This window comes from Nocardioides pocheonensis, assembly GCF_003725535.1.
Taxonomy (GTDB): Bacteria; Actinomycetota; Actinomycetes; order Propionibacteriales; family Nocardioidaceae; genus Marmoricola; species Marmoricola pocheonensis.
Window position 1 is genome coordinate 482,470 of the sequence record NZ_RJSF01000019.1, and the last position, 20,213, is coordinate 502,682.

General features: G+C 72.4%; 19 protein-coding genes and 1 pseudogene. 14 read left to right on the forward strand and 6 right to left on the reverse strand.

Going from position 1 to position 20,213, the window contains the following annotated elements; translation table 11 throughout:
* Nucleotides 1-69: 69 nt before the first annotated feature.
* Together EFL26_RS24970 and EFL26_RS24645 are read left to right on the forward strand one after the other, a co-directional pair.
* A pseudogene (locus EFL26_RS24970) lies at nt 70-204 on the forward strand (type IV toxin-antitoxin system AbiEi family antitoxin domain-containing protein); the annotation flags it as partial.
* Between the two features lie 414 nt (nt 205-618).
* Complete coding sequence (locus tag EFL26_RS24645) at nt 619-1,011, forward strand: hypothetical protein (RefSeq protein ID WP_246000078.1); 393 nt, start codon at nt 619-621, stop codon at nt 1,009-1,011.
* A gap of 58 nt (nt 1,012-1,069) precedes the next feature.
* Here EFL26_RS24645 and EFL26_RS08125 read toward each other — a convergent pair whose 3' ends face one another.
* The gene (locus EFL26_RS08125) at nt 1,070-1,804 is read right to left on the reverse strand and encodes a TetR/AcrR family transcriptional regulator (RefSeq protein ID WP_123222358.1); all 735 of its coding nucleotides are present in this window, start codon (nt 1,802-1,804) and stop codon (nt 1,070-1,072) included.
* 25 nt (nt 1,805-1,829) lie between these two features.
* Nucleotides 1,830-3,350 carry an ATP-dependent DNA ligase gene (locus EFL26_RS08130; RefSeq protein ID WP_123222359.1) on the reverse strand — a complete coding sequence of 507 codons (1,521 nt, stop codon included), beginning with the start codon at nt 3,348-3,350 and terminating at the stop codon, nt 1,830-1,832.
* Nucleotides 3,351-3,506: 156 nt separating this feature from the next.
* On the opposite strand from EFL26_RS08130, the gene EFL26_RS08135 reads away from it, so the two are divergent.
* The 9 genes from EFL26_RS08135 to EFL26_RS08175 all read left to right on the forward strand — a co-directional run bounded on the left by EFL26_RS08135 (nt 3,507) and on the right by EFL26_RS08175 (nt 12,822).
* Entirely contained in the window at nt 3,507-4,430 is a 924-nt protein-coding gene (locus tag EFL26_RS08135) for a DNA-3-methyladenine glycosylase family protein (protein ID WP_123222460.1), read from the forward strand.
* Nucleotides 4,431-4,679: 249 nt separating this feature from the next.
* Nucleotides 4,680-5,513, forward strand: coding sequence for an MlaE family ABC transporter permease (locus EFL26_RS08140; protein ID WP_123222360.1), 834 nt, complete (start codon nt 4,680-4,682; stop codon nt 5,511-5,513).
* A complete protein-coding gene (locus EFL26_RS08145; RefSeq protein WP_123222361.1) occupies nt 5,513-6,373 on the forward strand; it encodes an MlaE family ABC transporter permease in 861 nt (286 codons plus the stop codon). The genes EFL26_RS08140 and EFL26_RS08145 overlap by 1 nt, the downstream gene beginning before the upstream one ends.
* Nucleotides 6,374-6,380: 7 nt before the next feature.
* Nucleotides 6,381-7,484 carry an MCE family protein gene (locus tag EFL26_RS08150; RefSeq protein WP_123222362.1) on the forward strand — a complete coding sequence of 368 codons (1,104 nt, stop codon included), beginning with the start codon at nt 6,381-6,383 and terminating at the stop codon, nt 7,482-7,484.
* Nucleotides 7,481-8,497 carry an MCE family protein gene (locus EFL26_RS08155; RefSeq protein WP_123222363.1) on the forward strand — a complete coding sequence of 339 codons (1,017 nt, stop codon included), beginning with the start codon at nt 7,481-7,483 and terminating at the stop codon, nt 8,495-8,497. Before EFL26_RS08150 ends, EFL26_RS08155 begins: the two co-directional genes overlap by 4 nt.
* Nucleotides 8,494-9,462 carry an MCE family protein gene (locus EFL26_RS08160; protein WP_123222364.1) on the forward strand — a complete coding sequence of 323 codons (969 nt, stop codon included), beginning with the start codon at nt 8,494-8,496 and terminating at the stop codon, nt 9,460-9,462. Before EFL26_RS08155 ends, EFL26_RS08160 begins: the two co-directional genes overlap by 4 nt.
* Complete coding sequence (locus tag EFL26_RS08165) at nt 9,462-10,526, forward strand: MCE family protein (protein ID WP_123222365.1); 1,065 nt, start codon at nt 9,462-9,464, stop codon at nt 10,524-10,526. The genes EFL26_RS08160 and EFL26_RS08165 overlap by 1 nt, the downstream gene beginning before the upstream one ends.
* The gene (locus EFL26_RS08170; RefSeq protein WP_183408086.1) at nt 10,523-11,674 is read left to right on the forward strand and encodes an MCE family protein; all 1,152 of its coding nucleotides are present in this window, start codon (nt 10,523-10,525) and stop codon (nt 11,672-11,674) included. The genes EFL26_RS08165 and EFL26_RS08170 overlap by 4 nt, the downstream gene beginning before the upstream one ends.
* Nucleotides 11,671-12,822: an MCE family protein gene (locus EFL26_RS08175; protein ID WP_123222367.1), complete on the forward strand. Its 1,152-nt coding sequence runs from the start codon at nt 11,671-11,673 to the stop codon at nt 12,820-12,822. The genes EFL26_RS08170 and EFL26_RS08175 overlap by 4 nt, the downstream gene beginning before the upstream one ends.
* Nucleotides 12,823-12,836: 14 nt before the next feature.
* Here EFL26_RS08175 and EFL26_RS08180 read toward each other — a convergent pair whose 3' ends face one another.
* Genes EFL26_RS08180 through EFL26_RS24655 form a run of 3 tightly spaced genes read right to left on the reverse strand, consistent with a single transcriptional unit; the run spans nt 12,837 to nt 14,262 of the window.
* Nucleotides 12,837-13,385, reverse strand: coding sequence for a carboxymuconolactone decarboxylase family protein (locus EFL26_RS08180; protein WP_123222368.1), 549 nt, complete (start codon nt 13,383-13,385; stop codon nt 12,837-12,839).
* Complete coding sequence (locus EFL26_RS24650) at nt 13,382-13,741, reverse strand: Rossmann-fold NAD(P)-binding domain-containing protein (protein ID WP_246000079.1); 360 nt, start codon at nt 13,739-13,741, stop codon at nt 13,382-13,384. The genes EFL26_RS08180 and EFL26_RS24650 overlap by 4 nt, the downstream gene beginning before the upstream one ends.
* Nucleotides 13,702-14,262 (reverse strand): SDR family NAD(P)-dependent oxidoreductase, encoded by a 561-nt coding sequence (locus EFL26_RS24655; RefSeq protein WP_246000080.1) that lies wholly within the window; start codon nt 14,260-14,262, stop codon nt 13,702-13,704. Before EFL26_RS24655 ends, EFL26_RS24650 begins: the two co-directional genes overlap by 40 nt.
* Nucleotides 14,263-14,382: 120 nt before the next feature.
* On the opposite strand from EFL26_RS24655, the gene EFL26_RS08190 reads away from it, so the two are divergent.
* The 3 genes from EFL26_RS08190 to EFL26_RS08200 all read left to right on the forward strand — a co-directional run bounded on the left by EFL26_RS08190 (nt 14,383) and on the right by EFL26_RS08200 (nt 18,917).
* Entirely contained in the window at nt 14,383-16,194 is a 1,812-nt protein-coding gene (locus EFL26_RS08190; protein WP_123222369.1) for a sialidase family protein, read from the forward strand.
* The gene (locus tag EFL26_RS08195) at nt 16,191-16,673 is read left to right on the forward strand and encodes a hypothetical protein (RefSeq protein ID WP_123222370.1); all 483 of its coding nucleotides are present in this window, start codon (nt 16,191-16,193) and stop codon (nt 16,671-16,673) included. The genes EFL26_RS08190 and EFL26_RS08195 overlap by 4 nt, the downstream gene beginning before the upstream one ends.
* Before the next feature lie 153 nt (nt 16,674-16,826).
* Entirely contained in the window at nt 16,827-18,917 is a 2,091-nt protein-coding gene (locus tag EFL26_RS08200) for a spermine/spermidine synthase domain-containing protein (RefSeq protein WP_221176873.1), read from the forward strand.
* Here EFL26_RS08200 and EFL26_RS08205 read toward each other — a convergent pair.
* A complete protein-coding gene (locus EFL26_RS08205; protein ID WP_246000081.1) occupies nt 18,877-20,136 on the reverse strand; it encodes a phospholipase D-like domain-containing protein in 1,260 nt (419 codons plus the stop codon). The two genes, EFL26_RS08200 and EFL26_RS08205, sit on opposite strands and share 41 nt — an antisense overlap.
* Between the last annotated feature and the right edge of the window lie 77 nt (nt 20,137-20,213).

The window sequence follows — 20,213 nt, forward strand, 5'->3', positions numbered from 1 at the left end:
TGCGAGCCTGGCTCCCCACGTCGCTCCAGCGCGCTCGGCCGGGGGCGGCGCCGTGGCGACCATCGCCGAGTGGCAGCGGACATCCGGACCCTTCTCGATCAGCAGGACGGCGTGGTCTCCCGCCAGCAGGCGCTCGCGAGCGGGCTGGCGCCGCACGATGTGCGTCGTCTGCTGCGACGGCGGGACTGGGTGACGGTCCACCCGGGCGTCTACATCGCGCACACCGGCCCTCTGACGTGGAGCCAACGGGCGTGGGCGGCAGTGCTGTGGGCCTGGCCGGCTGCGTTGTGGGGCCGGACATCGCTCGCAGCTCTCGAGCGTCCCGCGGCGCCGACGTCTCCGGAGCCGCTGCACGTGGTGGTGAACCGACACCGGAGTGGGTTGCGGCCCCCGCCGGGCGTGATCGTCCACCATGCTGGACGCCTCGACACGGCTGTCCTCTGGAACGCGAACCCGCCGCGCACTCGCGTCGAGGAGGCAGCGCTCGATGCCGCGATGTCGGCCTCGGAGGTCGAGGCAGTGGCGGTCCTTTCCACGTGCATCCAGCGTCGGTGGACCACCTCCGACCGGTTGATCCTGGCCCTGTCCCGCCGGAGGCGGGTCCCGCGTCGTCGCTGGATGTCCGACGTCCTGGCCGACCTCGGAGCCGGCACGTGCTCGGTCCTCGAACACGGGTTCCTGAGCCGGGTCGAACGCCCGCACCGCCTGCCTCGGGCCGAACGTCAGCGCCCGGACCGGTCATCGCAGGGGTTGGTCTATCGCGACGCCGACTACGGTCCCGTGCTCGTGGAACTCGATGGGCGGCTGTTCCACGACTCGGCCCTCGCGCGGGACCGCGACCTGGAGCGTGATCTGGACGCCGCGGTCGACGGACGGGCATCGCTGCGCCTGGGGTGGGGCCAGGTGTTCGACCGGCCGTGCTCCACTGCGATGAAGCTCGCCGTCGTGATGCGACTGCGAGGCGTCGACCTGGAGCCTCAACCGTGCGGGCCGTCGTGCGCGATCGAGTGAACGCCGTCCTGCGGTGTCACCTGCTGGCACCGCGGCGCGGCGCTGATTGCGTCGAACGTCAGCGGCGCTTCGCCAGCGAGACCGCGGTGCTGACCAGGAAGTCGCGGACCTGGTCGCCGGAGATCCGGGAGATCGCCGGCATGCCGGGTGCGCTCTCCTTGACCACCATGCCGATCCGGGCCAGCTGCATCGCGCCGAGGCCGGTGGCGTACATGTAGTTCGCCAGCAGGACGGTGTCGCCCTTCTGGAAGGCGCCGGACGCGACGCCGGCGTCGAGCGTGTCGGTCAGCGTGCGCAGGCACGTGGCGATGGCGCGGCCGAGGCGGAGGAGGGCGCCCTCGCTGACCTGCTCGAGCAGCTCCGGGCCCGGTCGGCGCATGAGCGTCTGGGCGCAGTCGATGAAGGCGGGGTACTCCAGGCCGTAGTCGACGAAGGCTCCGACGACCGCGCCGAGTCGGGCCTCGGGGTCGTCGGCGTGCGCGGCGGCGGCCTCCTCGAGGCGGCCTCGGAGCTCCTCGAGGTAGGACTCCACGGCCAGCGCGAAGAGCTCCTCCTTGCCGCTGAAGTGCCGGTAGATGATCGCCCGGTTGATGCCCACGGCCTTGGCGATGTCGTCGATCTGGGCGTCGCGCACGGCCGACTCGTCGAAGAGCCGGCGGGTCGCGGCGAGGATCTGCTGCTCGCGGGCACGGCGGCGCGCCGCCGCGGCGGACTGCCGGCTCGGCGTACGGACAACTGGCGAGGTGTCCGCTGCGGACTCCTCGCCGACGTCGTCGGCCCCGGCTGAGCTCATGTCCCGATGTTAGTGCAACTCCGGTTTACACACGTGTACCGGCCAGCGCCCGGACGGTGTCGATCGTGTCCGCCTCCTCCGCGGTCTTGTCGTCGCGGTAGCGGAGCACCCGGGCGAAACGGAGGGCGAGGCCGCCGGGGTAGCGGGTCGAGCGCTGGAGGCCGTCGAAGGCGATCTCCACGACCTGCTCCGGCCGGAGGTGCACGACGTGGCCGTCGCGACGGGTCTCGAGGGAGAGGAACCGCTCGGTCTGCCAGGCCAGCATCTCGTCGGTCATGCCCTTGAAGGTCTTGCCGAGCATCACGAAGCCGTCGCCCGAGGCGTCGCGGGCGCCGAGCCAGATGTTCGAGAGCCAGCCCCGTCGCCGGCCGCTGCCCCACTCCACGGCGAGGACCACGAGGTCGAGCGTGTGGCGGGGCTTGACCTTGACCCAGGCGGAGCCGCGCCGGCCCGCGTCGTACGGCGCGTCGAGGCGCTTGAGGATCACGCCCTCCTGGCCGCCGGCGACGGCGTCGGAGAAGAAGTCGGCCACGACGTCCGGGTCGTCGGTCTCGAGCCGAGCAGTGCGCAGGTCCGCGGGCACGACCGCGTCGAGACGCTCGAGGCGCACCCGGGCCGGCTCGTGGACGAGCGACGCGCCCTCGTGGGCGAGCAGGTCGAAGAAGAACGGGTGCACCCGGTCGTCGCGGCCGCTCGCGGAGGTGCGGGAGGCGGTCTCCTGGAACGGCCGGGGCGTGCCGTCGTCGGCGAGCGTGATCGCCTCGCCGTCGAGCACCAGGTCGCCGCCGGGCAGCGCGAGCGTCGCCTCGACGACGTCGGGCAGGCGGGGGCCGATCTCCTCGAGGCTGCGGGTGAAGACCAGCACCTCGCGCCCGCGTCGGTGCACCTGGATCCGGATGCCGTCGAGCTTGGTGTCGACCACGAGTGGACCGTCGGACCCGATCTTGGCGACGCCGGCGGGCACGTCGGGGGCCGAGGAGGCCAGCATCGGCCGGACCGGTCGGCCCACCTCGAGGTCGAACGCCGCCAGCGCCTCCTCGCCGCCGGTGAGCGCGGCCACCGCGACCGGACCGGTGAGCGCGCTGAACATCGCGGCCCGGCGGACGCTCGCGACCGGCACGCCCGCGGCCTCCGCGATCGCGTCGAGCACGACCGAGTCGAGGGCTCCCTGCCGGACCTCGCCGGTCACCAGGCCGCGCAGGTAGCGCTGCTCGTCGGCGGTCAGCCGGCCGAAGAGGTCGGCGACCGCGGCGCGCCGCGCCGTGCCGGAGCCCTCGCCGGACACGGCGGAGATCTGCTCGAGTGCGGAGTCGACCTCTCCGACCGAGACGCTCGCCTCGGGCGCGGGCTCGGGGAGGTCGGCGAGCCCGCGCCAGCCGAGGCCCGTGCGGCGCTGGCGGAGCGTGCCCGACAGGTACGCCGTGACGATCTCCACCTCGCCGGGCGGTGCCTGCGCAAGCAGCCCGGCGATGAGCGCCCGCTTGGTCGTGCGGGCGCGCGTCGCCGCCACCTCCTGGGAGACCGAGACGAGGCGGGCCAGCTCCATGGCCTCCATCCTGCCGGAGGCCTCCGACGGTCCGGTGGTGCCTCGGTGGGCGGCCGGGGGTGGTTTCGAGGCTCGCTGGCGCTCGCACCTCAACCACCAGGGTCGCTCGCACCTCGACCTCCGGGGTGGTCGGGTCGGGCGCCTAGGGTGTGCCTCGTGAGCTCCCCGCGGACCCGCACCTGGCGGCCGGACTGGCCGTGCCCGGTCGGGCAGGTCCTCGGGGTGCACCGTCGCGGGGCCGGCGACCCGACGTACCGCGTGCTCGCCGACGGGTCGCACGCGCGCGGCATCCGCACGCCCGAGGGGCCGGTGACCCTCGCGGTCGCCGCGGACGCGGAGCGTGGGTGCGTGGTCGGGCGGGCCTGGGGGCCGGGCGCGGAGTGGGCGCTCGAGCGGCTGCCCCGGATGCTCGGTGCCGACGACGACGTCGACGGCTTCGAGCCCCCGGAGGCGCTGGCGTCGACGTGGCACCGCCACCGGCACTGGCGACTGGGCACCACCGGGCTGGTGATGGAGTCCCTCGTGCCGACGATCATCGAGCAGAAGGTCACCGGCCAGGAGGCGTTCGCCGGGTTCCGCCGGCTGGTGCGCCGGTACGGCGAGCCCGCACCCGGCCCCGAGCTGGGCCTGTGGATCCAGCCCGACGCGGCGACGCTGCGCCAGGTCCCGTCGTGGGAGTGGCTGCGGCTGCCGGTCGACGGAGGCCGGTCGCGGCCGCTGCTCGCGGCCGCCGCGGTCGCTCCGGCACTGGAGCGCGCCGGGGCCCTGTCCCACGCCGAGTTCGACCGGCGGCTGCGCACCCTCCCGAGGATCGGCGTGTGGACGAGCGCCGAGGTCCGGTCCCGGGCGCTCGGCGACGCCGACGCGGTCAGCTTCGGTGACTACCACGTCGCCAAGGACATCGGCTGGGCGCTCGTGGGGGAGGCGGTCGACGACGACGCGCTCGCCGAGCTGCTCGAGCCCTACCGGCCGCACCGGCACCGGATCCAGCACCTCGTCGAGGCGGCCCGTCTCGGACGACCGCGGCGGGGCCCGCGGATGGCGCCGCGCAGCCACCTCCCGGGGCGCGCGCACCGCTGAGCCCCGTAGGGTCTGGCGGAATGTAAACGCGTGTGACAGTCTGCGTGACGCGAACGGTCGGTCGTGCTCCTCCGGGCCACGTCGAGCGCCCGGCCCGCGTTTCAGGGCCGGACCTTGTGAAACTGACAGCATTACTGGCACAGTCGCGCTGACACATTTGGTGTGACTCGCGTAACTCCCACGTCGCTTGCGACGTTGCGCAGTCACATCCCCGCACCATCACCCCGAGAACCCGACCCGGGAGGCAGCGTGAGCTCGACGGCGGTCGCCGGCAGGGCCGGTCTCGTGCTGGGGTCGCTGCAGTCGCGGTCCCGGGCCGGCGTGGAGACCGCCGGCAAGCTGGTCGTCCTGGCCGTCGAGTCGGTGTCGGCGGCAGTGGTCGACATCGTGCGCGGCCGGTTCTCCTGGACCGAGTTCATGCTCCAGGCCTGGTTCATGACCCGGGTCTCGCTGCTGCCGACGATCCTCGTGGCGATCCCCTTCGGCGTGATCATCTCGGTCCAGATCGGGGCGGTCGCCAGCCAGGTCGGGGCGACGTCGTTCATGGGCGCGGTCAACGGCATCGGCATCCTGCGCCAGGCAGCGCCGCTGGTCACCTCGCTGATGATCGCCGGGGCGGTCGGCTCGGCGATCTGCTCCGACCTCGGCGCGCGCACGGTGCGCGAGGAGATCGACGCGCTCAAGGTCATGGGCATCTCGCCGGTCCAGCGGCTGGTCGCTCCCCGGGTGCTCGCGGCCCTGGTCGTGGCCCTCCTGCTCACGGTGGTCGTCTCGATGACGGCGATGGTCACGGCGTACGTGCTCAACGTCGGCGGGGGCACCGTCAGCGCCGGCGCCTACCAGGACTCGTTCGTCGCGTTCAGCCAGCCGACCGACCTTGCGCTGGCGGAGTTCAAGGCCCTCGTCTTCGGCTTCATCGCCACGATCGTGGCGGCGCACAAGGGCCTGAGCGCATCGGGTGGGCCGAAGGGCGTCGCCGACGCGGTCAACCAGGCGGTGGTCCTGAGCGTGATCCTGCTGGCGCTCGCCAACGTCGCGATCACCCAGGCCTACGTGATGCTGCTGCCGCAGGGGATCGCGTGATGAGCCTCCAGACCAGTGCCCGGCAGCAGGCCTCCGACGCGGTGGTGCGCACCGTCGACGGAGCCGTCGGTGTGCTCGCCCAGGTCGGTGACTTCGCGACGTTCGCCGCGCGCACCCTGGCGTCCGTCCCGGTCACCGTGCGGCTCTACCACCGCGAGGTGCTGCGGCAGCTCAAGGACATCGCCTGGGGCAGCGGGGCCCTGATCGTGGGCGGCGGCACCATCGGCGTGATGGTGCTGCTCGCGCTCTCCGCCGGTACGTCGCTGGGCATCGAGGGCTTCAACGGCCTGGAGATCGTCGGGCTGGCGCCGCTCACCGGCTTCGTCTCCGCCAGCGCCAACACCCGCGAGCTGGCGCCGCTGATCGCCGCCCTGGCGCTCGCGTCGCAGGTGGGCTGCCGGTTCACTGCGCAGCTCGGCTCGATGAAGATCCACGAGGAGGTCGACGCGCTGGAGGTGATGGCGGTCCAGCCGATGCGCTACCTGGTCACCACCCGCGTGCTGGCCTGCGGCATCGCGATCGTCCCGCTGTACCTGATCGGCCTGATCGGCTCCTACATCGCCTCGATGCTGTCGGTGGTCGTGATCTTCGGGCAGTCGCCGGGCCAGTACGACCACTACTTCTCGACCTTCATCCTCGGCCGCGACGTGTTCCTATCGGTGGTGAAGATCCTGGTCTTCGCCACCGCGATCACCCTGATCCACAGCTGGTACGGCATGCGCGTCGGCGGCGGACCGCAGGCCGTGGGCGAGGCGACCGGGCGGGCGATCCGGGCCAGCATCGTGGTGGTCGTCGTGCTGGACATGGTCATGACGCTGCTCTTCTGGGGCGGCGACTCCGGCTTCCGGATCTCGGGGTGAGCGTCCGATGACCGGAGCACGAGCCCTCCCGCGCGGCGGCGGCCGCCCGCGTCGCGACCTGCGGCGCTCGGACTACGCCCGGCGCGGCGTGGTCGTCGTCGTGGCCGGCGCGCTGCTGCTCGTCCTGGTGTGGCTGCACTCCTCCGGCGCGTACGGCGGGCCGGCGCACGTCTCCGCCCAGCTCGCCGACGCCGGCGGCTCGCTCGGCGCCGGCGCGGACGTGAAGGTCCGCGGCGTGATCGTCGGCTCGGTCGACGACATCAGCCGCGGCCCCGACGGGGGAGTGCGAGTGCGGATCGCCTTCCGCGGTCATCGGCTCGACGAGGTGCCGCAGAACGTGGTCGCCCGCATCCTGCCGGCCACCGTCTTCGGCACGTCCTACGTCGACCTCGCGACCCACGGGACCCCCTCCACGCAGGCCCTTCGCGAAGGCGCCGTGATCCCCGCCGACCGCACCCAGGGCACGCTCGAGCTGCAGCAGGCCCTCGACGACATCGACCGGCTGGTCAAGGCGGTGGGGCCGGCCGACCTGGCGTCGGCGATCGGCTCGGTCGCGCAGGCCCTCGACGGCCGTGGCGCCCAGATCGGCACGACGATCGACCGGGCCTCGGCGTACCTGGCGCGGCTCAACCCGAAGATGCCGGTCGTCCGCGCCGACCTGCGCAAGCTCGCCGCCAACCTCGAGCTGGTCGCCGAGATCGCCCCCGACCTGCTCGCCGCCACCGCCGACGCGCTCACCACCGCCCGCACGGTCGTGCAGCAGCGCGAGGCGATCGCCGGGCTCCTCGACGGTGCCACCAACCTCTCCACCCGGGCGACGGCGTTCCTGCAGGCGCACCGCGCGGACCTGATCCGCTTCATCGACAACGCAGCCCTGCTGCTCGACGTCGTGCACACCAACCGGCAGGCCGGCATCACCGGCGCGATCCGGACGAACACCGAGCTCGCCGCCAAGGTGGCCACGATCGTCCAGCACGGCTACATCAACGCGGTCACGACGTTCCTGCTCGACGTGCCGCCGTACTACACCGCAGCCGACTGCCCGAGGGTCGGCCCGGCCCACGGGGACAACTGCCCGGGCGCTGCCCGCACGACGGGAGGTGGCCGATGATCGCCGGGTTCCGCTGGATCGTGGTGAAGTTCGCCGTCTTCGCCCTCGTCAGCGTGCTGCTCGCGGTCGTGCTGTTCAACACGATGGTCAACGGGGTGAGCGGCCGCACGAACGCCTACCGCGCGGAGTTCACCGACGTGGCGGGCCTCCGGGTGGGCGACGACGTCCGGGTGGCCGGCGTACGGGTCGGCCGGGTGCAGAGCATCGCGGTCGCCCACGGGGGCGCCGAGGTGGCCTTCCAGGTCACCACCGACCAGCCGCTGCTGACCACCACCAAGCTGGTGATGCGCTACCAGAACCTCCTCGGCCAGCGGTACCTCGCGCTGGTCCAGGACGCCGACCGCGGCCCGCGGCTGCCGGCCGGTGCCACGATCCCGCTCGCACGGACCAGTCCCGGCTTCGACCTCACCGAGCTGCTCAACGGCTTCCGGCCGCTGTTCGAGGCGCTGCGCCCCGACGACGTGAACGCGCTCGCGACGTCGCTGGTCAAGGTGCTCCAGGGCGAGGGCGGCACGGTCGAGTCGCTGCTCGCCCAGACCGGGCGGCTGACCAACTTCCTCGCCGACCGTGACCAGGTCTTCGGGCAGGTGCTGGACAACCTGACCCCGGTGCTCACCGACCTCGCCGGGCGGGGCGCCCAGCTGCAGGACACCGTCAAGGAGCTGCGCGCCCTCATGACCGGCCTGGCCCGCGACCGGAGGTCGATCGGGGCGTCGATCGACGGCATGAGCCAGCTGATCGGCTCGACCTCCGACCTCCTCCAGCAGGCCCGGATGCCCACCGTGCGGGCCGTCAAGCGGTTCCTGGCCGTGATGAACCTGTTCCTGGCCAGCAAGCAGCAGTTCGTCGCGGCGGTCGGCTCCTTCGGGACGACGCTCGCCGCGCTCGGCCGGGCCAGCTCCTACGAGAACGCCGTGAACATCTACTTCTGCTCGGTGATCACCGACGTCGGCAGCCTGAAGCTCAACCTGAACGGCACCGCGAACGGTCCCTGGTCGGAGGTCTGCCGATGAAGGCGCTCGGAGCCCGGGACCCGTTCCGGATCGGCCTGGTGGCGATCGCCGGCGGCCTCGTCGTCGGTCTCCTGGTCGTGCTGGTGACGTTCGTGCCCTTCGGCGCGCGCAGCTACACCGCGGTGCTCGCCCAGACGGCCGGTCTCCGCGTCGGCGAGGACGTCGAGGTGTACGGCGTGCCGAAGGGCGAGGTGAAGTCCATCCGGCTCGACGGCGACACCGTCCTGGTGCGGTTCGTCGTGGACAAGGGCATCGACCTCGGCGACCGCACCACCGCTGCGGTGAAGGTCGCCACCCTGCTCGGCACGCACTACCTCGCGGTCACGCCGGCCGGCTCGGGGCAGCTGGAGCGGATCCCGCTGTCCCGCACCTCGGTGCCGTTCAACCTGCAGGACGTGCTCGAGAAGGGCACCGCGAAGCTCGAGCAGCTCGATCCCGAGCTGCTCGCCAAGGCGCTCACGGAGGCGAGCCGCACGCTGTCCGCCAGCAGCGACCAGATCGGTCCGGCGCTCACCGGCATCGCCCGGCTCTCCGAGCTCGTCCAGAGCAGGAGCGACCAGACCGGGGCCCTCCTCGCGGCGGCGCGGCAGGTGACCGGCCAGCTCGCCGCGAGCAGCACGGACGTGGTCGGGCTGATGAAGCAGGCGAACCTGGTCATCGACGAGATCACCCGCCGGCGTGCCGCGATCCACACGCTCCTGACCGAGACCACCACGCTCTCCGACAACCTGGCCGGCATCGTGCAGCAGACCAATGACGACATGGGGCCGGCGCTGCGCCAGCTCAACGCCGTGCTCGGCACGCTCCGCGACGAGGACGCCGTGCTCAAGGACGTGCTCGACAAGATCGCCCCCACGGTGCGCTACTTCGCCAACGCCACCGGCAACGGGGCGTGGGGCGACCTCTGGCTGAAGGACCCGGCGCTCCCGCCGGACGACGTCACCTGTCGGTTGGGGGCCTGCTGATGTCCCGGCCGCTGCGCACGCTCCTCCGGCTCGCCCTGGTGCTCGTCACCCTGGTCGGGCTCTCCGGGTGCACGCCCCTCCCGGGCAACCGGATCACGGTCACCGCGCTGATGTCCGACTCGGCCGGGCTCTTCGTCGGCAACGACGTGGGTGTGCTCGGCGTACCGGTGGGGAAGGTGACGTCGATCCGTCCCGAGGGCACCCACGTGCGCGTCACCATGACCGTCGACCGCAGCCAGCCGCTGCCCGCCGGCGTCGGCGCGGTCGTGGTCGCCCGGTCCGTCGCCACCGACCGGTACGTCGAGCTGACGCCGGTCTACCACTCGGGCCCCCGTCTCGCCGACGGAGCGGTGATCCCGGAGCCGCTGACCCGCACGCCCGTCGACTTCGACGAGGTGCTCGCGGCGCTCAACTCCTTCGCGACCGGCATCGCCGGAGCCAAGGGCACCCGCGGCGCGATCGCGAGCATCCTCGACTCCGGCTCGAAGGCCGTCGACGGCAAGGGCGTGCTGTTCAACCGCGCGATCACGTCGCTCTCGGCAGCGGTGAGCTCGATCTCCGGGCAGCGCGAGAACATCGGCGGCACCGTGACGTCCCTCGACACGCTCACCGGCACGATCGCCGCCAACCAGCAGCTGGTGCGGGACTTCGTCACCCAGGTGAGCCGCGCCAGCCGGCTCCTGGCCGACGAGCGCACCAACTTCCGGGCAGCGCTCCGGGCGCTGAGCCGAGCGGTGGCGCTGGTCGCGGACTTCGCGCACCGCAACCGTCAGGAGCTGGCCACGTCGCTGGACCGCAGCACCGCGGTGATGAGCTCGATGCTCGGCAAGCGCGGCGACCTCACCGAGATCCTGCGGGTGATGCCGCTGACTCTGCAGAACCTGCGGGCGATCCTCCACCACGGACGCCTGCGCGTGCGGGTCGACCCCATGGTGATCACGCCGCTCGGTGGCGCGATCAACGCCGCGTGCAGCCGGTCGGCGACCGACTACTGCGCGCAGTTCGGCCCGTCGCTGCTGAACCTGCAGAACCTGCTCTCGCTGCTCACCGGGGGCAAGAAGTGAGGCGCCTGGCCGCCGCGGCGGCGGTGGTCGTCGGCTCCGTGGTGCTGAGCGGCTGCGGACCGACGATGTCCGACCTGCCGCTCCCCGGCTCGGGCGTCCACGGCGACACGATCGAGGTCAAGGTCCAGTTCGACGAGGCGCTCAACCTCGCCCGCGGCGCGCAGGTGCGGATCAACGGAGTCAGCTCCGGCAAGGTCAGGTCGGTCTCGGCCAAGGACTTCAAGGCGATCGCCGTGCTCGACGTACGCCGGTCCGCGCAGATGCGCGCCACGGCCAGCGCACGGCTCCGGTACACCACCCCGCTGGGCGAGCTGTTCGTCGACGTCACCAACCCCGATCAGGGCCCTCTCCTGCACGACGGCGCCACGCTCGCGGTCGACCGGTCCAGCACCGCTCCGACGGTCGAGGACGCCCTCGCCTCGGCGTCGCTGCTGGTCAACGGCGGGGGACTGAACCAGCTCCAGACCGTCACCGAGGAGCTCAACACCGCGTTCGGCGGCCGCGAGGACACGGTGCGCCAGCTGATGCAGCGCGCGGACACCTTCCTCGGCGAGGCGAACGCCACGACGGCCGACGTCGACCGCGCCCTGACCGCGCTCGCCACCGTCTCGCAGGTGCTGCGCGCCAACCGGGCGACGATCGACGCCGCGATGACCGACATCCGGCCGGCGGCGCGCGTGCTGCGTCGCAACACGCCCGGGCTCACCCGGCTGCTCGCCAAGCTGGACGAGTTCTCCAGCACTGCGAACGGCGTGGTGGGCGCGACCCGCGCCCAGATCCTGCAGATGCTGCAGCAGGTCTCGCCGGTGCTCGACGAGTTCCTCGCGAACCGCGACACCCTCCGGCCCTCGCTCGACGCGCTGGTGTCGCTGAGCGACAACCTCAACGCCGCGATCCCCGGTGACTACGCGAACATGAAGCTGGAGATGCAGCTGGACAAGGTCACCCTGCCCACGCTCCTCGGCGCACCCGGCAGCGTGGCCGACCCGGGCACCGGCACCACCGGCGGCGGCTCCGGCGGCCTGGGCGGGCTGCTCGGTGGACTGTTCGGCGGCACCTCCACGACCAAGACCTCCACCTCCCCGTCCGCGGCAACCACGACCAGCCCGCTGACGGGGCTGCTCGACCTCCTCGGAGGTGGCAAGTGAGCGCCCCGGAGCCCGGACCCGTCGGCCGCCCCCGCACCCAGAAGGTGCGGCACACCACCGTCGGGGACGTCCTGCGTGACCGCCTCTGGCAGAGCCTGTTCGGCGTGGCCGCGGTCTTCGCGCTCACCCTCGCGTACCTCTTCGGCTCCGTGCTCGACACGCCGCTGCTGCACCGGACGAAGACCGTGAGAGTCGAGCTGGCCTCCACCGGCGGGCTCTTCGAGGGCTCGGCGGTCACCTACCGCGGGGTCAAGGTCGGCAAGGTCCGCTCCATCGACCTCACGCCCCGCGGGGTGGTGGCGATGGTCTCGCTGACCTCCTCCGACCCGATCCCGGTCCGGTCGGTCGCGAAGGTGCGCAGCCTCTCGCCGGTCGGGGAGCAGTACCTCGACTTCCAGCCGCAGACCCGGTCCGGGCCCTACCTGCGTGACGGGTCCGTCGTGCCCGCGACCGCCACCGACCTCCCCAAGACGCTCGCGTCGACGGTGATCAGCGTCAACCGGCTGCTCGGCCAGGTCGACGACCAGAAGCTGCACACGCTGCTGTCGCAGCTCGCGACCGGACTGGCCGGCACCGGCCAGGACGTCGGCCGGCTCGTCGACCAGGGCGCCGCGCTGCTGGCCGAGCTCGACCGGCTGTGGCCCCAGACCAACCGGCTGATCGACAACAGCGGCCCGGTGCTCGACATCGCGCCCGCGCAGGCCGACGACCTGCGCGTGCTCGCGCGGTCGTCGCGCGCGTTCGCCGCCTTCCTCAAGGACTACGACCCCGAGCTCCGCGCCACCCTGAAGGCGGCGCCCCACCAGATCGACCAGCTCCAGCAGCTGCTCGCCGACGCCGAGGAGCTCGCCCCCGGCTTCCTGGGCACGGCGGTGCGGTTCACCGACCTCTTCCGGCCCTACGCCCCCCACCTCGGCGGCATCCTGTCGACCTACGGTCCCGGGATCGGCGTGCTCGGTGAGGCGGTCCACGACGGCCAGCTGCTGATCGAGGGGATCCCGCAGCGCAGCACCCGGTGCGACTACGGCACTCCTCGCCGCAACCCCAAGGACCCCGTGCGCCGCCCGCTGGTGACGACGGGTCAGTGCTCCGCCTCGGAGGAGAACCTGCAGCGGGGCGCTGCGCACGCGCCGGGCCCGGTGCAGTAGCGACCGCCGCGGACCTAGCGGTGGGGGTCCGGGCGGAGCCGCAGGGTGGTCAGCGTCGTGGCGAGCATGTCGTAGTGGCCCACGAGCAGCAGCAGCTCGATCACGCTGCGCTCGTCGTACGTCGCCCGCAGGGTCGTCCACGTGTCGTCGGACAGGTCGCGCGTGGTGAGCAGCTCGTCGGTCACCCGCATCAGGAGCCGCTCGCGGTCCGTCCAGCCGGCCGCCGTCGCTCCGACCTCCACCCTGGCGAGGTCGGCCGCCGAGACGCCCGCCCGGGCGCCGAGGCGCACGTGGTGCTCGCGCTCGTAGGCGCAGCCCCGCACGGTCGCGACCCGCAGGATCACCAGCTCGGTCTCCCGGCGCGGCAACCGGCCGCCGGGCATCAGCCGGCCGGCGAAGTGCAGCCAGCCCCAGAACAGGCCGCGACCGCGGCCGAGCGTGGTGAAGATCGCGGGCGGCCGCGTGCGGGTGGCGCGGCCGGCGAGCCGGCTGAGCAGCCAGATCGGCAGCCCGAGCTCGCGACGCGTCCCGGGGGCGATCCGCGGACCACCCGCCGGCGTCACGCGTCGTCCCGCACGGCACGCCCCACCTGCGGGAGCGCCCGGTTCGCGACCCGGTTCATCACGGTCATCGCCAGCACGTAGGCAGGCGGGAACCACCGCTGGAGCAGGTGGACCACCCGGATGTCGGGGGAGGTGTAGACCCAGTAGCGGTTGCGCTTCACGCCGCGCAGGATCGCCTCGGCGGCGTGCTCCGGGGACACCGCGCGCCGCCGGAACTGCGCCTGCAACCGCCGGAACTGCGTGCTGGTGTTGTCCACGCCGGCGATCTGCACGGTCTCGGTGAGCCCGGTGTCGACGCCACCTGGGCAGACCAGCGTCACGCCGATCCGGTGCGGGGCGAGGTCGAAGCGCAGCACCTCGGGACGCCGCGCAGGCCGAACTTGCTCGCCGAGTACGCCGCGTGCCACGGCATCCCGATGATGCCGGCCGCCGACGACACGTTGACCACCTGGCCCCCGCGCCTCGCGGCGATCATCGGCGGGACCAGGTACTCCAGCACCGTGATCGGCCCGACCAGGTTGACGTCGAGGACCCGCTCCCACGTGCGGTGCGGCATCGCCTGGATCGTCCCCCACGAGGCGATCCCGGCGATGTTCATGACCACGTCCATCGCGCCGTGCCGGTCGGTGATCTCCGCCGCCATGGCCCGGACCGCGTCGTGGTCGGCGACGTCGACGGGCGCGGCGTACGCGACCTCCGCCCCGGCGTCCCAGAGCTCCTCGACCACGTCCATCAGGCGCGGCTCGTCCACGTCGGTCAGGTGGAGCAGGGCGCCCTCGCGGGCGGCGGCGAGCGCGGTGGCCCGCCCGATGCCGCTCGCCGCCCCGGTCAGGAAGACCCGCTTGCCACGCAGGTCACGGACGGGTGCGCGGAACATGGCAGGCACCCTAGCGACATCGAGCGGAACCGGAAGGTGCCGTTACTGGTGCGTAACGTCACGGCCGGCAGATTCGTTGAGCCGCTTGCCACACTCGGTCGGCGAGAGGAACTCGGGAACATGTCCGTACGACGCAAGCGCATCATGACGGCCCTCGTCGCGACGGCGGCCCTGGTCGCCGGGGCGATCGGTCTGGGTACCGCCGAGGCGGCCACGCCGAACTCCGGCACGCTCAGCGACACGAGCGCCCCGGTCACCTGGACCGGCGGGCCCTTCGTGACCGCGAACGTCACGGCCCAGGCGTCCGGCCAGCCCGACTGCACGGCCCCGGGCTCGTGCGACGACTTCGCGCTCCACGTGTCGGCGCCGGCGGGCTACGACACGGGCCACAACGTGCAGGTCAAGGTCGGCTGGAGCAACACCGCCGCCGACTTCGACGTCTACCTGTACGACGCCGCCGGCAACCTGGCGGCCACGGCGGCCAGCAGCGCCGATCCCGAGACGATCACGGTCCCGCCGAACACGGGCGACTACGTCGTCCGGGTGGTGCCGTTCGCGCCCCTGGGCCAGTCCTACAGCGCGACCGCGTCGATGGTGGCCAAGCCGGTGAACCCCGCCCCGGGCACCGCCACGCCGCCGGGCTTCACCGACTACCCGGCCGACCCGGCGATCGCCGACCCGAACGGCGCCGGTGAGCCGTCGATCGGCTTCGACACCAGGACCGGCGCGACGCTGTACCAGGCGGGGCTCGCGACGCTGAAGGCCACCTTCGACGACACCACCTCGCCCGCGAGGGCCTCGTGGTCCGACGTGTCCGCGAAGGCGGCGACCGGCTGCCCCCAGGGCAGCACCACCAGCCTCGACCCGATCCTGTTCACCGACCGGGCCACCGGCCGCACCTGGGAGTCCCAGCTCTCCGGGGCCGACTCGCTGACCTGCTACACCGACAACGACGGCGCCAGCTGGTCTCCCTCGCAGGGTGGCGGCATCCCGAGCGGCGTCGACCACCAGACGATCGGCGGCGGGCCCTACTCCCCGAACGGCGTCGGAGCGCTGCCGACCTCGACGTACCCGAACGCCGTCTACTACTGCAGCCAGGACATCGCGACCGCGTTCTGCGCCGTCTCGCGTGACGGCGGCGTGACGTTCGGCGCCGGCGTGCCGACGTACAGCCTGCTCGACTGCGGCGGCATCCACGGCCACGTCAAGGTCGCCCCGGACGGCACCGCCTACCTGCCGAACCGGTCCTGCGGAGCGACTGCAGCGGTCGCGGTCAGCACCGACAACGGCACCTCCTGGACCGTGCGCAACGTGCCCGGCACGTCGGCCAGCGACGCGGACCCCTCGGTCGGCATCGGCGCCAACGGCACCGTGTACTTCGGCAGCGTCGGCTCGGACGGCGTGCCGGCGGTGGCGACCAGCACCGACCAGGGCAAAACCTGGGCCCACGGCCAGCAGGTCGGCACCGACCTGGGCATCAAGAACGCGGTGTTCCCGACCGTGGTCGCCGGCGACGACAACCGGGCCGCGTTCGCCTTCCTCGGCACCACGACGGCCGGCAACTACCAGGACATCAACAACTTCCACGGTGTCTGGCACCTGTACGTCGCGACCACGTACGACGGTGGCCAGACGTGGGTGACCTCCGACGCGACCCCGAACGACCCGGTCCAGGTCGGCTCGATCTGCACCGGCGGCACGACCTGCGGCGCCGACCGGAACCTGCTCGACTTCATCGACGTGACCATGGACGACCACGGCCGGGTCGAGGTCGCGTTCGCCGACGGGTGCACCGGCTCGTGCGTGACCGGCGGGACGAACACGCGCACGGCGTACCCGACGATCGCGCGGCAGAGCTCGGGGCTGACCCTGCTCTCGACCTTCGACCCGGTGGTCACGACGGCCACCAAGAAGACCAAGAAGCTGCGATGAGGCCGGATCTGCGGGCGGCCGCGCCCTGGGGGGCGGCCGCCCTCCTCCTCGTGTCCGCGTGCGCGGGACAGTCCGGGGCGTCGGGCACGCGCACGTCGGGCGAGCACGGTCTCGAGAAGGCCGCCGACCGCACCACCTGCGCCGCCGACGCCCACGCCGTCGCGACGCCGTACGGCGGGCAGTTCCCCGACGCCTGGCCGTTCCCGCCGGGCACGACCGTCTACCACGTCGAGGACCGCGGCGCCCAGGGCACGATCGTCACGGCGATCTCGACCTCTCCGTTCCGGTCGATCCTCGACTTCCTGAACCACGACGTGGTCGGCCGCGGCTTCCGGGTCGAGTCGGGCGAGACCGAGGCCCACGACGCCGAGGCGGAGTGGCAGGGCAACGGCCACCGCGGACGCTGGGCGATCCGCGAGTCGGCCTCGTGCCCGGGCGAGACCGTGATCCAGGTGGTCGCCGCGACGTCGTCGAGCTGACCGCGGGCTCCCGGGAGGGTTGCCACCGCGTGGCACGCCGTGCCACGTTGGCTGCGGCTGCATCAGCCGCCGTCGTCGCCTCGACCGACAGCGCGAGTCCGCACGACGACGTCGAGAACGGTCTCCTGGCCGGGCGGGCGGAAGGAGCGCGGGGTGGACGTCAGGCTGGAGTCGGCCCCCGAGCGGTCCGCCGCCGGAGCGCTCGGACCGGAGCGGCGCCCGGTGGTCGCCCGGCTCGTCCTCGCCAGCTGCCTGATGCTGTTCCTCGAGCTCGCGCTGATCCGGTGGCTGGGCGCCAACATCGTGCACCTCTCGTACTTCACGAACTTCGTGCTGCTCGGCTCGTTCCTCGGCATCGGGCTCGGCTTCCTGATCGCGCGGGAGGCGTGGTCGATCCTCCCCTGGACCGCGGTACTGCTCGCCGTCCTGGTGGCGGGCGTGCGGGCCTTCCCCGTCTCGATCGACCGCGCCGGCAGCGACGTCATCTACTTCACCTCGCTCCGGACGACCGGTCCTCCGGCGTGGCTGGTGCTGCCGATCGTCTTCCTCCTCACGGCCGCGATCCTGGCCGGTCCGGCCGAGGCGGTCGGTCGCTGCTTCGCCGACCTCGACCCGTTGACCGCCTACCGCTGGGACCTGATCGGCTCGCTGCTCGGGATCGGGCTGTTCACGCTGCTGTCCTTCGTCTGGGCGCCGTCGGTGGTCTGGGGTGTGCTGGTCGCCGGGGCTCTCGTCGTTCTGGCCGGCGCCCGGGCCCGCCCGCTCGCCGTGGTGGCTGCCGTGGTCGTCGTCGGCGCCCTGCTGGCCGAGAGCACCGCGTCGGGCGTCTCGTGGTCGCCGTACTACAAGATCACCACGCGCACCGACACGAGCGGCGGCGTGACCCGGGTCTTCATCTCGGTCAACGGGGTCCCCCACCAGTCCATGTCGCCGGCGTCGTGGAAGCTCACCCGCTCCTCGGCGATCTACGGTGCGCCGTACGCCCACCGGGACCAGAGCGTGCCGCTCGGCAACGTCCTGGTGGTCGGCGCCGGGTCAGGCTCCGACGTCGCGATCGCCCTGGCCGAAGGGGCCCGACACGTCGACGCGGTCGACATCGACCCGCGCCTGGTCGAGATCGGGGTCAAGGGCAACCCCGACCACGCCTACCAGGACCCGCGGGTGACCCGGCACGTCAACGACGGACGCGCGTTCCTCGAGAACACCGACCACCGGTACGACCTGATCCTGTTCGCCCTGCCGGACTCCCTCGCGCTGGTCAGCGGCGCCTCCCAGATCCGGCTCGAGTCGTTCCTGTTCACCGAGGAGGCGCTCCGCTCGGCGCGCGACCACCTGACCGCCCACGGCGTCTTCGCGATGTACAACTACTACCGCGAGAGCTGGCTGATCGACCGGCTCGGTGGCACCGCGGCTGCGGCGTTCGGTCACGCGCCGTGCATCGACACGGTCTCCGGGGCGACGGCCGTCGTGTCCGTCGCGCGAGACCCGCGTGACCAGCGCTGCACGGCGGGCAACCACCTGCTGCCCGCGTCCTACCCGGCACCGGTGCACGACAACGCACCGTTCCTGTACTACGACGGCGGCATGGTGCCGGCCATCTACCTGTGGGCGCTGGGCGGCATCCTGCTGATCTCGCTGGTCCTCGTGCGCGCCGTCGGTGGCCCCTTCCGGCAGATGCGTCCGTACGCCGACCTGTTCTGCATGGGAGCCGCCTTCCTGCTCCTGGAGACCAAGAACATCGCGACCTTCGCCAACCTGTTCGGCACCACCTGGATCGTCAACGCCATGGTCTTCGCAGGCGTGCTGCTCAGCGTGCTGGCCGCCGTGGAGGCGACTCGGCGACTGCCCACGCCGCCGCTGCGGGTGCTCTTCCTGCTGGTCGCGGTCGGGCTGGCCCTCGCCTACCTCGTCAAGCCGGAGTGGATGCTCCAACTGTCGTTCTGGCCCCGGCTGGTCGTCGCGGTCGTGGAGGCGTTCGTGCCGATCTTCGTGGCCAACATCGCCTTCGCGAAGCGCTTCGCCGAGTCGGACAGCTCCCGTGCGGCGTTCGGCGTCAACCTGCTCGGCGCGATCCTGGGCGGTTGTCTCGAGTACGCCGCGCTGCTCACCGGGTACCGCAACCTGCTGGTCGTGGTCGCGGGGCTCTACCTGCTGGCGTTCCTGCTCAAGCCGTCCGACGCCCGGTCGGGGACCGCGTCCGGGCTCAGAGCAGGTGCCGCAGCGGCCGGAGCAGGCCCTCGGTGAAGCGGCGGTGGAGGCCGCGCGCGTTCCAGTCGCGCGGGGAGAGGTGGGAGGACTGGTCGAGGTCGGAGACGAAGACGGCCTCCATCACCTTGGCCATGCCCGGGTCGATGAACTCGACGTTGATCTCGTAGTTGCCGGTCATGCTCAGCCGGTCGATGTTCGCGGTGCCCACGGTCGACCAGTTGCCGTCGACGGTGGCGGTCTTGGCGTGCACCATCGCCCCCTCGAAGCGGTGGATCTGCACGCCCGCGGCCTGGAGCTGGCCGAAGTAGCCGCGCGAGATCCAGTCCGCCACGACGTGGTTCGAGGTGCGGGGGACGAGGATCTTCACGTCGACGCCCCGCGCCGCCGCGGCGCTGAGCGCCTCGACGAAGTCGGGGTCGGGGATGAAGTACGCGTGCGTCATCCAGATGTTGCGGCGGGCCCGGTTGATCGCCTCGAGGTACATGCCGCGGATCGGGAACATCCAGTGGCGGGGGAGGTTGCGATGCAGCCGGATCCTGGGCTCCCACGCCGGGTCGGCGGTCTCGAGCAGCAGCGGCCGGCGGCCGCGCCGGTGGTCGTTCCAGAAGTCGGCGAACGAGCGCTTGAGGTCCCAGACGGCGGGCCCCGTGATCCGCACATGGGTGTCGCGCCACTCCGTCGCGTACGCCGAGCCGATGTTGAACCCGCCGACGAAGGCGACGTCGTCGTCCACGACCAGGACCTTGCGGTGGTCGCGCCCGTAGCGGCGCAGGTCGAAGGGCCGCCAGCCGGCGTTGTAGACGGGGTAGCGGAGCACCCGGAGCACGGGCGGGAACGTCTTGAACCGCGGGTCGACCACGATGTTGGCGAAGGCGTCGTAGATGACGTAGACCTCGACCCCGCGCTCGGCGGCGGCCACGAGCGCGCGCTTGAACCGCTCGCCGATCGCGTCGCCCTTCCAGATGTAGGTCTCGAACAGCACCATCTGCCGGGCCGACTCGATCGCAGCCAGCATGTCCTCGAAGAGGTCCTGCCCGTAGGTGTACGTCGTGACGGTGCCGTCCCCGATCTGCACGTCCTGGGGCGGCAGCGTCGTGAACGGCTGCGGCTTCTTTCCGCGGCGCCGCCAGGAGTCGACCAGGGTCAGACCCAGCGCGAGCAGGAACTGGACGCCGACGATCGTGAGCAGCGTGCGGCGCACGACCGGCCAGATCTCCCGGCCGGCGAACCGGACTGCCCGCCTGCGCCTGCTCACGTCCGAAATCTAGCGGTCGGCCCGGCAGCCGACGCCGACCGCCGCGCGGCCACGAGACTGTCGGCGCGGGCACGTAG

What these genes read in the sequence shown, in the direction of transcription:
- EFL26_RS08160 (WP_123222364.1), top strand. Translation starts at nt 8,494, where the DNA reads ATGAAGGCGCTCGGAGCCCGGGACCCGTTCCGGATCGGCCTGGTGGCG.
- EFL26_RS08150 (WP_123222362.1), top strand. Translation starts at nt 6,381, where the DNA reads ATGACCGGAGCACGAGCCCTCCCGCGCGGCGGCGGCCGCCCGCGTCGC.
- EFL26_RS24645 (WP_246000078.1), top strand. Translation starts at nt 619, where the DNA reads ATGTCCGACGTCCTGGCCGACCTCGGAGCCGGCACGTGCTCGGTCCTC.
- EFL26_RS08165 (WP_123222365.1), top strand. Translation starts at nt 9,462, where the DNA reads ATGTCCCGGCCGCTGCGCACGCTCCTCCGGCTCGCCCTGGTGCTCGTC.
- EFL26_RS08130 (WP_123222359.1), bottom strand. Translation starts at nt 3,350, where the DNA reads ATGGAGCTGGCCCGCCTCGTCTCGGTCTCCCAGGAGGTGGCGGCGACG.
- EFL26_RS08195 (WP_123222370.1), top strand. Translation starts at nt 16,191, where the DNA reads ATGAGGCCGGATCTGCGGGCGGCCGCGCCCTGGGGGGCGGCCGCCCTC.
- EFL26_RS08190 (WP_123222369.1), top strand. Translation starts at nt 14,383, where the DNA reads ATGTCCGTACGACGCAAGCGCATCATGACGGCCCTCGTCGCGACGGCG.
- EFL26_RS08145 (WP_123222361.1), top strand. Translation starts at nt 5,513, where the DNA reads ATGAGCCTCCAGACCAGTGCCCGGCAGCAGGCCTCCGACGCGGTGGTG.
- EFL26_RS08125 (WP_123222358.1), bottom strand. Translation starts at nt 1,804, where the DNA reads ATGAGCTCAGCCGGGGCCGACGACGTCGGCGAGGAGTCCGCAGCGGAC.
- EFL26_RS08155 (WP_123222363.1), top strand. Translation starts at nt 7,481, where the DNA reads ATGATCGCCGGGTTCCGCTGGATCGTGGTGAAGTTCGCCGTCTTCGCC.
- EFL26_RS24655 (WP_246000080.1), bottom strand. Translation starts at nt 14,262, where the DNA reads ATGTTCCGCGCACCCGTCCGTGACCTGCGTGGCAAGCGGGTCTTCCTG.